Source organism: Actinopolymorpha alba DSM 45243, assembly GCF_000373925.1.
Lineage (GTDB): Bacteria > Actinomycetota > Actinomycetes > Propionibacteriales > Actinopolymorphaceae > Actinopolymorpha > Actinopolymorpha alba.
Genome location: NZ_KB892708.1, coordinates 321,175 through 335,203, shown reverse-complemented (window position 1 = coordinate 335,203; position 14,029 = coordinate 321,175). Strand labels below are relative to the sequence as shown.

13 protein-coding genes are annotated in these 14,029 nt (G+C 66.6%); 9 read left to right on the top strand and 4 right to left on the bottom strand.

Annotated elements, in window-relative coordinates:
* Nucleotides 1-109 precede the first annotated feature (109 nt).
* Nucleotides 110-1,546, top strand: coding sequence for a KamA family radical SAM protein (locus tag B141_RS0104030; RefSeq protein WP_020573890.1), 1,437 nt, complete (start codon nucleotides 110-112; stop codon nucleotides 1,544-1,546).
* Nucleotides 1,547-2,033: 487 nt separating this feature from the next.
* Here the strand turns inward: B141_RS0104030 and B141_RS0104025 are convergent, their stop codons facing one another.
* Nucleotides 2,034-3,395: a 6-phospho-beta-glucosidase gene (locus B141_RS0104025; RefSeq protein ID WP_020573889.1), complete on the bottom strand. Its 1,362-nt coding sequence runs from the start codon at nucleotides 3,393-3,395 to the stop codon at nucleotides 2,034-2,036.
* A complete protein-coding gene (locus B141_RS0104020) occupies nucleotides 3,392-4,153 on the bottom strand; it encodes a DeoR/GlpR family DNA-binding transcription regulator (RefSeq protein ID WP_020573888.1) in 762 nt (253 codons plus the stop codon). Before B141_RS0104020 ends, B141_RS0104025 begins: the two co-directional genes overlap by 4 nt.
* A gap of 106 nt (nucleotides 4,154-4,259) precedes the next feature.
* Between B141_RS0104020 and B141_RS38765 the strand changes: the two genes are divergently transcribed.
* From B141_RS38765 to B141_RS0103995, 5 genes are read left to right on the top strand one after another with little or no spacing between them, the layout of a single operon-like run.
* Nucleotides 4,260-5,276, top strand: a complete 1,017-nt coding sequence (locus tag B141_RS38765) for a carbohydrate kinase family protein (RefSeq protein WP_020573887.1) — start codon at nucleotides 4,260-4,262, stop codon at nucleotides 5,274-5,276.
* 25 nt (nucleotides 5,277-5,301) lie between these two features.
* On the top strand, nucleotides 5,302-6,693 hold the full coding sequence (locus tag B141_RS0104010) for an extracellular solute-binding protein (RefSeq protein ID WP_020573886.1): 1,392 nt from the start codon (nucleotides 5,302-5,304) through the stop codon (nucleotides 6,691-6,693).
* Nucleotides 6,690-7,658 (top strand): carbohydrate ABC transporter permease, encoded by a 969-nt coding sequence (locus tag B141_RS0104005; RefSeq protein WP_237742609.1) that lies wholly within the window; start codon nucleotides 6,690-6,692, stop codon nucleotides 7,656-7,658. The genes B141_RS0104010 and B141_RS0104005 overlap by 4 nt, the downstream gene beginning before the upstream one ends.
* Entirely contained in the window at nucleotides 7,655-8,473 is an 819-nt protein-coding gene (locus B141_RS0104000) for a carbohydrate ABC transporter permease (protein ID WP_020573884.1), read from the top strand. Before B141_RS0104005 ends, B141_RS0104000 begins: the two co-directional genes overlap by 4 nt.
* 34 nt (nucleotides 8,474-8,507) lie before the next feature.
* Nucleotides 8,508-9,353 carry an alpha/beta hydrolase gene (locus B141_RS0103995; protein ID WP_020573883.1) on the top strand — a complete coding sequence of 282 codons (846 nt, stop codon included), beginning with the start codon at nucleotides 8,508-8,510 and terminating at the stop codon, nucleotides 9,351-9,353.
* 28 nt (nucleotides 9,354-9,381) lie between these two features.
* Here B141_RS0103995 and B141_RS38760 read toward each other — a convergent pair whose 3' ends face one another.
* The gene (locus B141_RS38760; protein ID WP_063828562.1) at nucleotides 9,382-10,827 is read right to left on the bottom strand and encodes an MFS transporter; all 1,446 of its coding nucleotides are present in this window, start codon (nucleotides 10,825-10,827) and stop codon (nucleotides 9,382-9,384) included.
* A 137-nt stretch (nucleotides 10,828-10,964) separates the two neighbouring features.
* On the opposite strand from B141_RS38760, the gene B141_RS38755 reads away from it, so the two are divergent.
* Complete coding sequence (locus B141_RS38755; protein WP_020573881.1) at nucleotides 10,965-11,444, top strand: MarR family transcriptional regulator; 480 nt, start codon at nucleotides 10,965-10,967, stop codon at nucleotides 11,442-11,444.
* Nucleotides 11,445-11,457: 13 nt separating this feature from the next.
* On the top strand, nucleotides 11,458-12,042 hold the full coding sequence (locus B141_RS0103980) for a dihydrofolate reductase family protein (protein ID WP_020573880.1): 585 nt from the start codon (nucleotides 11,458-11,460) through the stop codon (nucleotides 12,040-12,042).
* 24 nt (nucleotides 12,043-12,066) lie between these two features.
* Here B141_RS0103980 and B141_RS0103975 read toward each other — a convergent pair whose 3' ends face one another.
* On the bottom strand, nucleotides 12,067-12,558 hold the full coding sequence (locus tag B141_RS0103975) for a GNAT family N-acetyltransferase (protein WP_020573879.1): 492 nt from the start codon (nucleotides 12,556-12,558) through the stop codon (nucleotides 12,067-12,069).
* 291 nt (nucleotides 12,559-12,849) lie between these two features.
* Between B141_RS0103975 and B141_RS0103970 the strand changes: the two genes are divergently transcribed.
* On the top strand, nucleotides 12,850-14,016 hold the full coding sequence (locus B141_RS0103970) for a hypothetical protein (RefSeq protein WP_020573878.1): 1,167 nt from the start codon (nucleotides 12,850-12,852) through the stop codon (nucleotides 14,014-14,016).
* Nucleotides 14,017-14,029 lie beyond the last annotated feature (13 nt).

Here is a 14,029-nt window from a genome sequence, read left to right as displayed (position 1 = left end):
TCCTGGGAGATCCTGCGGGCTACAGTCATTGCTACTGGATATTCTTCTGTATTCTGCCGGACAGACAGTACGACATCCTCAATCTGGCTGCTTGGTCGGAGGAGTTTCCGTGACGCAGACATCCCAGGGGCAGCCCTACGACTACCGCTTCCACCCGCTCGTCGAGCCGGGCTGGACCCGGTTGCCCGGATGGCGGGACGTGACGGTCGCCGAGTGGGAGTCTGCCCAGTGGCAGCGGGCGCACTGCGTCAAGAACGTCAGGCAGCTCCAGTCCGTCATGGGTGACCTGCTCGACGAGCGGTTCTACGCCGACCTCGAACGCGATCAGTCCGAGCGGGCGACCATGTCGATGCTGCTTCCGCCGCAGATGCTCAACACGATGGTCCCGGGTGAAGCCCCCACAACCGAGACGTTCTACGCGGATCCGGTCCGCAGGTACATGCTGCCCGTGTTCTCTGACCGGCGTACCGACTGGCCTTCCCACCCGCGGGCGACCCGGGACTCACTCCACGAGCACGAGATGTGGGTGGCCGAGGGCCTGACCCACCGCTACCCGACGAAGGTGCTCGCCGAACTCCTGCCGACCTGCCCGCAGTACTGCGGGCACTGCACCCGCATGGACCTCGTCGGCAACTCCACCCCACAGGTGGAGAAACTGAAGTTCGCGCTCAAGCCGCAAGGCCGCCTTGACGCGATGCTGGACTACCTGCGGGCGCATCCCGGCGTCCGTGACGTGGTGGTCTCCGGCGGCGACGTTGCCAACCTGCCCTGGCCCCGACTGGAGGCGTTCGTCTCAGCTCTCCTGGAGATCGAGAACATCCGCGACATTCGCCTGGCCACCAAGGCGCTGATGGGACTCCCCCAGCACTGGCTCCAGGACGAGGTGCGCGCCGGCATGGAGCGGCTCGCGCAGACCGCCAACGCGCGCGGCGTGATGATCGCGATCCACACGCACGTCAACGCCGCACAGTCGGTGACGCCGCTCGTCGCTCGGGCCGCCAAGGCGATGTTGACAACCGGTATCCGCGACGTCCGCAACCAGGGTGTGCTCATGCGTGGGGTCAACGACTCCACGCAGCAACTGCTCGACCTGTGCTTCGCGTTGCTCGACGGCGCGACGATCACGCCGTACTACTTCTACATGTGCGACATGATCCCGTTCAGCGAGCACTGGCGGATCTCGGTCAAGCGTGCCCAGAGCCTCCAGCACAGCATCCTCGGCTACCTTCCCGGCTTCGCGACCCCGCGGATCGTCTGCGACGTGCCGTACGTCGGTAAGCGCTGGGTGCACCAGGTGGAGCAGTACGACGAGGTGCGCGGCATCAGCTACTGGAAGAAGAACTACCGCACCGGCATCGAATTGGCCGGCGACGATGACGCTCTCGCCAGGACGTATGAGTACTACGACCCGATCGACGCCCTACCCGCGGCGGGCCAGGCGTGGTGGCGTGAGCATGGCGGCGGCGACCACCTGGCGGTCGCCGAGCAGCGCGCCGCCGACTCACGCGCCACCTCCGAGCGTCAACTCCTCCTTGACACCACCTGAGTGACCGAAGGAGACGCCACGGCGTGACTCGAGGTGGCGCTGGATCCAGCAGCCCCTGTCCGTGAGGTAATCCGCGGCCCGCGAGTACGTTCGCGACTTGTCCGAAGCTTCTCTGTGTGAAGGGGGTCGATCCTTCGGACCAGTCCACGATCCCTCGCCGCGGTGGGGCCAGTTGTCCCACAAACCGGACGGGCTTGCGGTTGGCTGAAGATCGAGGCCTATTCGAAACCCTCACGCCGACAGGTCGCGGCTTCGTGAGGGTAGCGGGCGGCAACTTGGCGGAGGTGTCTCGGCTTCTAAGCCGACACTCCTCCGCCAAGTCACCGCAACCTCGATGGGCGATCTCGCATAGTGAGCCCACGATATGAAACAAGGTCGCTGGGCTTGCCGGGCTGTCAGAGGTTTCTCGGTCTCTTAGCCGAGAAACCTCTGACAACTCGGGCTTGCGCCTCCCCATCAGGTCGCCGGCCGCCTCATAGGGGCCAGGTCAGTCCTGGCCGAGCACCCGCGCGATCTCGGGTTCGGCGTCGACGTACCCCCGCAGGAGGTCACGCGCGACCGACACCGAATCCACCAATGGGTGCAGGGCGAACGCCTTCAACGCCGCGTCGGATGAGCCGGTCGTCGCCGCCTCGATGGTGAGGCGTTCGACCGCCTTGATCTGCTGCATGAGTCCAAGCTGGTGAAGGTCTGGAGCAGTCGTGGCGAGCGGGTGCGCGCCATTGGCATCCACCAGCGAGGGCACCTCGATGACGGCGTCTGCGTCCAGGCCGGAGAGCGTTCCACCGTTGCGGACGTTGAGGATGATGGTCGACTTCTCATCGCGCGCGATGGCGGCCATCACCGCGAGCGCCACGCGTTCGTACCCCGCCTCTTCGGTCTCGATTTCCAGCGCGTCGGCCTCAGGCGTGTCGTCATGGCGCTTGCCCTTCGCCTCCGCCATATAGAGCGCCTTACGCTCGGCAATCGTCTGGCGCCACAGGTCCAGTGCGTGGCCGGAGTCCTCACCGGCGGCGCGGTAGAAGTCGGCCTGCTGGCGGGCCAGGAACTCCCCTCGGGTGTTCGGCTGGTCGATGATCGACCGGACGGCGTCCCGGTTGAAGTAGTAGTAGTACAGATACTCGTTCGGAACGACACCCAACGTCTGGAGCCAGGCCGGTCCGAAGATCGCGCCCTCCTCCAGTGCGGAGACGGCGTGCGCGTTCGCGAGGAACTCCGGGAGCCGGTCCCGTCCCTCGACGATCAGGCGGCGCAGCCAGCCAAGGTGGTTGAGGCCCACGTAGTCGACCTGCACCCTGGTCGCGTCGATCCCGAGCGAACCAGCGATCCGGCGGCCAAGCCCACCAGGGGTGTCACAGATGCCGATCACCCGCTCCCCCAGCACCCGCTGGAGCGCCTCGGTGATCATGCCAGCCGGGTTGGTGAAGTTGATGAAGTACGCCTCGGGCGCGAGCGCCTTGACCCGCTCGGCGATGCGCAGCATCTCGGGGATCGTCCGCAGGCCGTACGCCAGACCTCCCGGCCCGGTCGTCTCCTGGCCGAGCACGCCCAGATTGAGCGCGACCCGCTCGTCCCGCGTACGCCCTTCCAGGCCACCAACCCGGATCGCGGCGAAGACGAAGTGCGCCCCCTCGAGCGCCTTGTCGAGGTCAGTTGTGACGACGACCTTCGGCGGGTCGTCATATCCCTTGGCCAGTTGGCTCAGGACGGACTCGATGACGGCGAGGCGTTCTGGCGACTGGTCATACAGCGCCACCTCGTCGACACGGGGCGAAGCAGTGTCGCGCAGAAGTGCGCCGTACACGAGTGGGACCCGAAATCCCCCTCCGCCAAGAATCGCCAGCTTCACGTTATTAGTACCTTTCCGCCTGCCTGTCGGCAGATATCAACCGTTTCTTTGTCGGCGTCCGGAGTCGTGATCAGGACGTCGATTTCGGTCAGGCTGCAGATCTTCAACGAGCCCTTGCCCGGGAACTTGTGGGGCTGAGCAAGGAGTACGACCGATTCGGCGGCGGCGATCATCGACCGCTTGGTCGAGGCTTCCACCATCATGTCGTCGACCACCTGGCCGTCGCGCCGGATGCCGGTGCACGAAAGGAACACCCGGTCGGCCGAAACCTGCTGAAGTGCGGCCTCCGCCAGTGATCCCACCAACGAGCGGTAGTTTCGGCGGAGCATGCCACCCAGCAGGATCAGCTGTACTTCCGGATCGTCGCGGAGCTCGTCGAAGACCGCGATGTTGCTGGTGATCACGGTGACCCGGCGCCCGTGCAGATGGCGGGCCAGTCGAGACGTCGTCGTCCCGATGTCGAGCAGCAACACGTCGTCGTCCTCGACCAGATCCGCGGCGGCCCTCGCGGCCACCGCCTCCTTGGCCAGGCTCTCCTTGTCGTGGGAGACGGCGAAGGGGGGCTCCTCACCGCTTTCGTCGAGGAGCATCGCGCCGCCGTACACGCGCTTGAGCTCGCCGTTGCGGTCCAACCGCTCGAGGTCACGACGGATGGTCGCCGTACTCACGCCGAGTTGGGTGGCCAACTCCATGGCGGACACGGTGCCTTGGGCACGCAGGGCCCTGACGATGCGTCGGTCCCGCTCACGCTGCAGCACGGCGGGATCGTATCCAAAAATTCGCGCAAGGTCACGCAGGTCTTGTCAAAGTCGCTCAGCTCTTGCACACTCGCTGAACACGTATGAGCGTTTGGGAGGCCAACCGGTGTCAGCCGACAGCGCGCCCGCGGCGTCCGCGACGGAACGACCGCGGGTCGATGTATTCCTGGCGGGGGCGCTGTTCTTCGACCTCGTGTTGGCCGGGATAGAAGCGATGCCCACACCGGGCACCGAAGTGTGGGCCCGCGCTCGCGCGGTGTCACCAGGCGGTGTCGCCAACCGCGCGGTCGCTGCCGCGCGCCTCGGACTTCGTACCGGCCTGGCCGGACGCGCCGGCACCGATCTGTTCGGCAGTCACCTCTGGCAGCTTCTCCACGAGGAGGCCAACCTCGACCTGCGCTGGTCGGAACTCTCGCCCGCGATCGAGACAGCACTCACCGTGTCGGTGACCCAGGCCGAGGACCGCAGGTTCCTCAGCCACGGGGAGCCTGACTGGGAGTCCATCACCACGTTGACTCCTGAGCGACTCCCCCTCGCCCTGGCCGCGCAGCTTGGTGTCACCGAGAACGCCGTGCCAGCGTGGGCCCGCCAGCTACGCGGCGAGGGCACGCTGCTCTTCGGTGGTGTGGGCTGGGACGCCACCGAGCGTTGGTCGCCTGACGTTCTCGCCAACCTCGAGCACTTCGACGCCCTCGTGCTCAACACCACCGAGGCGACGGCATACACCCGCACGGACGATCCCACCGTGGCCGCCAAGCAGCTGGCCGAGCGGGTTCCTCTCGTCGCGGTCACCGGCGGCGACCAGGGCGCCGTCGCGGTCGACGCGGCGACTGGTGAGCTCACCTCCGCTCCGGCGTTGACAGTCGAGGCGGTCGACCCGACCGGCGCCGGTGACGTGTTCTTCGCGTCGTTCATCTTCGGCACCCTCGCCGAATGGCCGTTGCGCGAACGCCTTCTTTTTGCCAATCTCTGCGCCGGGCATTCGGTACGAACGCTGGGAGGCGCGGTAAGCGCACCCACCTGGGAGGACCTGAACTCCTGGCTGATGAAGTATGACCCGCAAGGCGAGGAGTCGAGCTTCGCTTTCCTGGGTCCCGAGGTCACGCGACGCACGCGTCCGTGACAACTACCAGCAAGAAGGTAATTCCATGAGTCCACGAAAGACGTTGGGGAGCCGCCCGGGTCTCGCGCGGGTCGGCCTCGCACTCGCCGCGCTGCCGATCGTCGCGGCGGCGGCATGCGCGCCCGGCGGGAGCAGCGGTGACACCGGGGCGACCACGAAGCCAACCGGTCAGATCCAGACCGACCCCGCCAAGGCCGGCAAGGCCACCTTGACAGTGTGGGACATCAACACGTCGGGTGGGGCCAACGACGCGATGCTCAAGCTCAACAAGGAGTTCGAGCAGAAGTACCCCAACATCAAGATCAACCGGGTCTCCCGCACCCTGAACGACACGAAGACCACGCTGAAGCTGGCGTTGTCCGGCGACAACCCGCCCGACGTCGTCCAGGCCAACCAGGGCTACCCGGACATGGGCGCCTTCGTCAAGGCGGGCTTGCTCACGTCACTCGACGAGTACGCCAAGGTCTACGGCTGGAACACCAAGTACCCCAAGCAGCTGCTGGACCTCAACAAGTTCTCCACCAACGGTCGCGACTGGCAGACGGGCAGCCTCTACGGCGTTTCCCAGACCGGCGAGATCGTCGGCATCTACTACAACAAGGATCTGTTGACGAAGGTCGGCGTCGAGGTTCCCAAGACCTTCGCGGAGTTCGAGGCGGCGCTGCCCAAGATCAAGGCCGCGGGTGAGATCCCGATCCAGTTCGGTACGTCCGACAAGTCCCCGGCGATCCACCTCTTCGGTGTGGTCCAGGCGGCCACGGCCGGCAAGCAGGCGGTGCGTGACCTCGTGACGGCGAAGGGCAACGCCTCCTGGAACGACAGCGGCACCACCAAGGCCGCGCAGCTGGTCAGCGACTGGGCGCGCAAGGGCTACTTGACAAGCGGCGCGAACGGCCTGAGCGGTGACGCCGCGTCGGCCAACTTCGCCAAGGGGCAGGGTGTCTTCCGCATCGACGGCACCTGGCGGCTCGCCGAACTCGAGAAGGCCATGGGTGACAAGGTCGGCTTCATGAGCCCGCCGCCGGCCCAGGCCGGTCAGTCCAGCGTCACCCAGGGCGGCGAGGGTCTCGCCTGGGCAGTCACGTCCAAGAGCAAGAACCCCGACGCGGCGGCGGCGTACCTCAACTTCATCACCAACCCCCACGCCGACGACGTGCTCGCCGAGACCGCTAACCTCCCGGCGGTGGCGCCACCGAACTACCAGCCGAAGTCCGGCACCCTCACCGCCGACATCTTCGGTGAGTGGAAGAAGATCAGCGAGAACGACGGGCTGGTTCCGTACCTCGACTACACCACCCCGACGTTCTACGACACCCTGACCGCCAACCTCCAGCAGCTCATCGGCGGCAAGATCAACGTCAAGCAGTTCACTGGAAATCTGGAGGCGGACTACAGCGCCTTCAAGAAGTCCATGTGAGGAAACCGGAGTCTGTGTCGGTGTCCGCGGAGAAGATGGCGGCAACGGCGGAGGTGGGCGCGATCGCGGTCGTGCCCACCTCCGCCCGACGCGCGCCACGCAAGTCTGACCGGATCGCGTATCTCTACCTGCTCCCGGCGCTCGTTGTCTTCGGCGCCTTCCTGTTGTTCCCGTTGCTCCACGGGTTCTGGATCTCGTTGTACGACTGGGACGGCCTGTCGCCCGCGACCTGGGTCGGGTTCGACAACTACGTCCAGGCCATCGCCGACGGAGCTCTGGGGAACGCGTTCCTTCACTCAGCGATCCTGATCGTCTTTTTCTCGGTGCTTCCGATCTGCCTCGCGCTTCTGCTCACCGGGCTGATGACGCACGCGACCAAGCTGAAGGGCATGGGCTTCTTCCGGGTGGTCATCTTCCTCCCGCAGGTGGTCGCCACCGTGGTGGTCGCGACCGTCTGGACGGCCATCTACGCGCCGCAGGGCGTGCTCAACCAGTTCCTGTCCGCCATCGGGCTGGAGGCCGTCACCCGGCCGTGGCTCGGAGACTTCACCTGGGCACTGCCGGCGGTCGGCCTGATCGGCACCTGGGTGCAGATCGGCCTCTGTCTCGTCCTCTTCCTCGCCGGGGTTTCACAGATCAATCCGGAGCTGTACGAAGCGGCTCGCCTGGACGGCGCGGGACCGGTCCGGGAGTTCTTCGCCGTCACCCTGCCTGGTCTCCGCCCGCAGATCGCGGTGGCGCTGACCCTCACTGTGGTGGCGGGGCTCAAGAGCTTCGACCTCATCTTCGTCGCCACTCGGGGTGGACCGGGCACGACCACGACAGTGCCCGGCTTCGAGGTCTACCGCCGCGCCTTCGATCTCAACCAGGTGGGTATGGCCTGCACGGTCGGCATCCTGCTCGCCCTGGTCATCCTCATCGTGACGACCGTGATCAACCGGATCGACCCGGGAGAACGCGCATGATCTCCAAGCGGGAAGCCACCCTCAACTACCTCATCCTCGGGTTCTTCGCCGTGATCGCGTTGTTCCCGCTCCTCGGGGTCCTGTCGTCGGCACTCACCGATCCGGCGAACTCCTCGGCGTCGTTGACGCTTCCGGACTCACCGCACTTCGCCAACTTCCTGACCGCCTGGAACCAAGGCCACTTCGGCACGTACATGCGCTCGAGCGCGATCGTGACCGTGAGCGTCGTGGTGCTGGCGAGCATCCTCGCGATCCTGGCCGGCTACGCCTTCGCCACCATGCGCTTTCGCGGCCAGTCGGTGTTGTTCTACCTTCTCCTGCTCGGCTTGATGGTGCCGAGCGAGGCGCTCATCATCCCGCTCTACTACGACCTACGCGACATCGGACTGACCGACACCTACTGGTCGCTGATCTTCCCGCAGATCGCGCAGTCCTTGGCGTTCGCGACCTTCTGGATGCGTAACTTCTTCCGCGGGATTCCCACCAGCCTCATCGAGGCGGCGCAGCTGGATGGCGCGACCCGCTGGGGCGTGCTGTGGCGGATTCTCGTGCCGATCAGCAAGCCGGCCCTGTTGACGATGTCGATGCTCATCTTCATGTGGACCTGGAACGAATTCCTCATGCCCCTGGTGATGATCACCGCCGAGGATCTCAAAACGGCACCGCTCGGCCTGGCGTTCTTCCAGGGACAGCACACCTCGCAGTTCTCGCTGCTGGCTGCCGGCGCGACGATCGTGGCGGCACCGGTGGTCGTGGTCTATCTGTTCCTGCAGCGCCACTTCATCGCGGGGATGCTGTCGGGAGCGGTCAAGTGACCGCGCGGCGCCCTGGTGTGGAGGGGTCCGGGACATGACTCCGACGTTCGTCTTCGTGCACGGCTCGTTCAGCAACTCGTTCCACTGGGCCCCGCTCCTGCGCGAGCTCACGCTGCGCGGCCACCGCGCGCTCGCTGTCGACCTACCGGGCCATGGCTTCGAGGCGGCGTACGCGGCGTCCTACCAGGCGCCGCAGGACCTCGCGACCCTGGCCACCGCACCGGCCACGCTGGCTGGAGTCACGCTCGCGGACAACGTCGAGCATGTGATCGGGATCGTTCGACGAGCGTCGGAGCATGGGCCGGTGATCCTGGTTGGTCACAGCCGTGGAGGCCTGACGCTCACAGGCGTCGGCAACGCGGTGCCGGACCTGATCAGCCGGATCGTCTACGTCTCGGCCTGGTGCTGCGTCGACCTGACCCCCGCGGAGTACATGCAGACCCCTGAGTACTCCTCCGTCCGCATCAGCGAAGACACCTCCCCGCTGGTCGGAAACCCGGCCGAGCTCGGCGTGCTCAGGATGAACTGGCGTACGTCCGATCCCGCCACCCTCGCCCACTTCAGGGCCGAACTCCTGGCCGACGGGACCGAACGCGAGCTGCTGGCGTTCCTCAACACCCTGGAGCCGGACGAGAACCTCGACGTCGGCTCGGCGGACGATCGAGCCCAGGAAGCCACCTGGGGCCGCATTCCGCGTACGTACATCAGGCTCACCGCGGACCGGTCGATTCCCGTCGCGCTCCAGGACAGGTTCATCAAGGAAGCGGACGCCCGCGCGCCCGACAACCCGTTCGACGTGCATTCGATCGACAGCAGCCACGTCGGAATCCTGATCCGTCCCACCGAGGTCGCCACCATCCTCAGCCACCTGGTCGCCTGAGACGCCGCGCCCGCCGGTTTTACGGCCATCACGTCGAGGCGCTCTCCTCGCGACGCGCCAGCATCAGACACAGGGGTGCGCAGACGATCATGGACGCCGCGATCACGATCGCTGTGGTGGTGAACGCCGCCCGATAGTCGCCAGCGCCCAGCGTCGAGAAGAAGAGCGCACCGAGAACGGCCACACCCAACGCCCCGGCGAACTGCTGCCCGGTGCTCAGGATCCCCGACGCCGACGCGGCGTGCCGTGCCGGCACCGCGGCCATGAAGAGCGTGGTGAGCGGCGGCATGATCAGGTTGATACCGGCACCGAGCAGCACCAGCCCGGGCACGATCGACCAGGCGCCGACGTCCGGCGTGGCCAAGCCAGCGGGCAGGAGGGCGAGCGCGCCGAGCGCGCCGAGCACACAGCCAGCACCCACAGTGCTTCGGCCGAACCTCATGACCAGGCGGCCGACCAGCGGGGCCATCGACATCGCGCCGGCACACAACGCGATCGTGACCACGCCGGCCCGCAGGGGCGAGTAGCCCAGGCCGTTCTGCACCCACAGGGTCAGGACCAGCAGGAGACCGCTGAAGGCGGCGAACACGATCAACTGGATCAGCAGCGCCGAGCCGACTGACCGGATCCTGAGGAGATCGGCCGGCAGCAGGGGGGCGGTCTGCCGCGTGCCCTGGCGCGCTTCGACGACAGCCAACAGCACGACGGCCAGCACGCCGCCGACCAGGCACAGCCAGCACCAGAGCGGCCAGCCGAGACGGCTGCCTTCCAGGAGCGGCACGATGACCGCGACCAGTCCCACCGTGAGGACGCCGGCCGACCAGATGTTCGGCCGGATCGCGCCCGGCACCCGCGTCTCCGGCACCAGACGGGCACCCAGGACGACAAGAACGGCGGCGATCGGGACACTGACCACGAAGACCATCCGCCAGCCAGATCCGGCCAGGTTCGCGTTGACGAGAACGCCGCCGAGCACCAGGCCGAGCGCCTGGGCAACGCTGGCCACGATGCCGAACAGCCCGAACACCGAGGCTCGCTCCCTGCCATCGAAGATCCCGTAGATGGTGCTGAGGACCTGTGGCGCGATCCCGGCCGCCGCCAGTCCCTGGGCGACGCGTGCGGCGATCAGCACGGTCACGTTGGGAGCCAGGGCACACGCGAGGCTGGTCAGTCCGAACGCCGCGATCGAGAGCAGGAAGACGCGTTTACGGCCGAAGAGATCCCCCAACCGCGCGGACGTGATGAGCGCGACCGCGAAGGCGAGCAGGTACGCCGCCGAGATCCATTCCAGGTCGGTGGCTCCGGCGCGCAGGTCGCGTTGGATGCTCGGAAGGGCGACGGTGACAATCGTGACGTTGATCAGGTCCAGCATGAAGGCCACGATCAGGACCACCGCCGCGTACCACCGGCGCGGATCAGGGGTCGGGGCCGGCTCGCGCTCGGCGAGGGCGGCGGACGCGGTGTCGGCGTTCACGGCATGCTCCTCCATGGCTTGGGGTCCGTAAAATCTTTGGGAGGCGACAGGCTTGGTTCGAGACTTGTCGTTGAGACAACTTTGTCGTTCAGGCGATTCTGTCGTCTAGACGACAGATTATGAGGGGAGGTCGGCCATTGGCAAGCCAGTCAGAAAAGCGCTGCCTGCTGGGTCAGATCGAGGCTGCCCTGAGCCGCTTCGGAGCCGCCTCCGCGCGGACCGACCACCTGGACGGAGCCGAAGCCGGGCTCACCCTCAGCACCTGCGAGGCGAACTTCCTCAATCTGCTGGTGTTGCACGGACCCCTGAGTCCTGGACAACTTGGGCAGCGGAGCGGCATCGGCTCCTCAGGCACGATCACCGGGACGATCGACCGGCTGGAGCGCGCGGGATACGTCCGGCGGGTCCGATGCGTCGATGACCGCCGCAAGGTCGTCATCGAGCTGGCCGACGAACACCTGGCCCACCAGAGTTGCCGCTCGCGGCGCGTCGCGGCGATCGCCCGCGGCTACACCACCGAACAGCTCACCGTCGTCGCGGAGTTCCTCGACAGGCTAGCCGAGGCAGAGTCCGAGCCAGCCGCGGCCCAGGACACGTCCCGCGCCACCAAGCGGTGAGAAGGTATGGGACATGCGCAAGCTCGTTTACTACATCGGCATGACCATCGACGGCTTCATCGCCGCACCCGATGGCGGATTCGACTTCTTTCCGGTGTCGCAGGACGTCATCGACTTCATCGTTGAGGCCTACCCCGACACCCTGCCGACGCATGTTCGCCAGCAACTCGGCGTTGACGTCGAGAACCCCACCTTCGACACCGGCGTTCAGGGGCGCGCCACCTACGAACCCGCCCTTGCGATCGGGATCACCAGCCCGTACGCCCATCTACGCCAGTACGTCGTTTCGGAGAGCATGAAGGAATCCCCCGATCCCACGGTCGAGATCATCTCCGGCGACCTGGTGGACAAGATCCGGGAGTTGAAGGCCGAAGCCGGCAAGGACATCTACCTGACGGGCGGTTCACGCCTGGCCGGTGCGCTGCTCGACGAGATCGACACCCTCGTCATCAAGCTGTACCCCATCGTCATCGGCACCGGAATCCCCTTGTTCACCAGTGATTTCTCCCCCACGCACTTCACGCTCGTGGACAACCGCGCGCTCGAGCGCGGCACCGTCATCCTCACCTACGACAAGAAGTCATCCGTGGAGGTATAAGAGCCTGTGAACGTGCTCTTCTGCCTATGCCTCGGCGCCTGACCCGAGCTGCTGCTGGGCGGATCCGGTGAGCCGCCACGTCGTCCACTCCTCCATCGGCAGCGCGCCAAGCGCCTTGTAGAAATCGATCGAAGGCGCATTCCAGTCCAGAACGGACCATTCGAGCCGGGCGTATCCGCGTCGTACGCACTCCTCCGCGAGCGCTGTCAACAGAGCCTTGCCCAAACCCGAACCCCGGTGTGCGGGCTGGACATAGAGGTCCTCGAGATAGATGCCGTGCGTCCCACGCCAGGTGGAGAAGTTCAGGAACCACACCGCACATCCGACAACGACACCATCGACCTCCGCGACATGGGCGAAGAGGGCCGGCGCCGCACCGAACAGCGCCTCGCGAAGCTGCGCCGCCCTCAGATGGCATTCGTCCGCGGCGCGCTCGTACGCGGCGAGTTCGTGGATCAGAGCCACCACGGCATCGACGTCGGACTCGCGGACCCGGCGGACGCGGTAATCGGGCACGACGACCTCCTCGAACGGCGTACTGTCACCACATGGTCGCCGACCTGCCTCGCGGGTCTCGCGCCGGGCTGATCGTCGAGGTGGGGGCGGGCCCAGGCGGGCGTAGCCCGCGTGGGCCCGCCCCCAGACTCGTTCACGGTTGGCCGGCCCCCATCGGTCCGGGCAGCAGGTGGCGACGGCCCATGTCCCCCGTGGCCGCTTGATGCCAGGAGCCGAACGCGACGTCCTCGCCGCCGCATCATGCGGGCAGATCGGTCACCCCTCCCGGCGATTCGACTCCGGAGACCCGACATGGTGCGACAAAGGTCACTGCTCGGCCTGACGACAGCCCTCCTCCTCGTGTCCGCGTGGTTGCTACCGGTCCCCGCCGCCGATGCCGCGAGCACCCTGAACGCCGCGAACTTCCGGCTTACGAAGTCGGCGTACTCCGGCCTCATTCACGACCTCGACGCCGCGTTGCCCAACGTCTCGGTGCCGGACGTCGTCGCCGACGCCAACCGGACCGCCAGCAGGTGCTCGCCCGGAGCAGCTGTCCTAGTCGTAGCGTTCTGCTGGAACTCCGGCGACGCTGCGACCACCGCGTGGTACCCCCAGGCCATCACGACCTCCGCCGACGCCTACGCCGCCGGAACATACGAGGGCGCGAGGGTGATCATGACCAGTTGGTACGACGCCGCCGACGACGGCATCGACAAGGGCGTGCGGGTGTCGTTCGTCGACTGGTCCAACACCTCCGCACCGGTGTACCGCCACACCCTGCTGGTCGAGCCCTACACCCGGTCAGACGGCAAGGCGTCGTTCCGTTCGGTCAACATCCACGCCGGCGGGATGTTCTGGTACGGCTACTACCTCTACGTCGCGGACACGAACATCGGGTTCCGCGTCTTCGACCTCCGCCACATCTGGCGGGTCACCACCGGAGACAGCACGAAGATCGGCCTCCAGGCGGACGGAAGCTACCAGGCGTTCGGCTACAAGTACGTTCTACCGCAGGCCTTCCGCGACACCCGGTCGACGGCGGGTGGGTACCCCCACCTCAGGTTCTCCTTCGCCGCTCTCGACCGCACCAGTACACCGGACAGCGTGGTCGTCGGCGAGTACGGCTATCCGGGCACCGGCACCCGCCTGGTGAGGTTCCCGCTCGACTACACCACGCGGCTGCTGCGCGCCTCCTCTGACGGGCTCACGCCCGGCACCGAGGCGTACGACATGTCGGTGACCAGCATGCAGGGTGCGACGGCGATCAACGGGAAGTTCTACCTGTCCACCAGCGACGGCGATTCCAACAAGGGCGACCTCGCGACCTTCCGGCCGGGTGGCTCGGTGGCCATGCATTACGACACGCTGCCGATCGGGCCGGAGGACGTGTCGTACTGGGGCGACCGTGACCAGTTGTGGTCGCTGACCGAACACCCCAACCAGCGGTCGGTCTTCGCCATCCGAGCCTCGGCGTACTGAGCCCTGGGCCGGC

What these genes read in the sequence shown, in the direction of transcription:
- B141_RS0104010 (WP_020573886.1), top strand. Translation starts at nt 5,302, where the DNA reads ATGAGTCCACGAAAGACGTTGGGGAGCCGCCCGGGTCTCGCGCGGGTC.
- B141_RS0104000 (WP_020573884.1), top strand. Translation starts at nt 7,655, where the DNA reads ATGATCTCCAAGCGGGAAGCCACCCTCAACTACCTCATCCTCGGGTTC.
- B141_RS0103995 (WP_020573883.1), top strand. Translation starts at nt 8,508, where the DNA reads ATGACTCCGACGTTCGTCTTCGTGCACGGCTCGTTCAGCAACTCGTTC.
- B141_RS0103980 (WP_020573880.1), top strand. Translation starts at nt 11,458, where the DNA reads ATGCGCAAGCTCGTTTACTACATCGGCATGACCATCGACGGCTTCATC.
- B141_RS0103970 (WP_020573878.1), top strand. Translation starts at nt 12,850, where the DNA reads ATGGTGCGACAAAGGTCACTGCTCGGCCTGACGACAGCCCTCCTCCTC.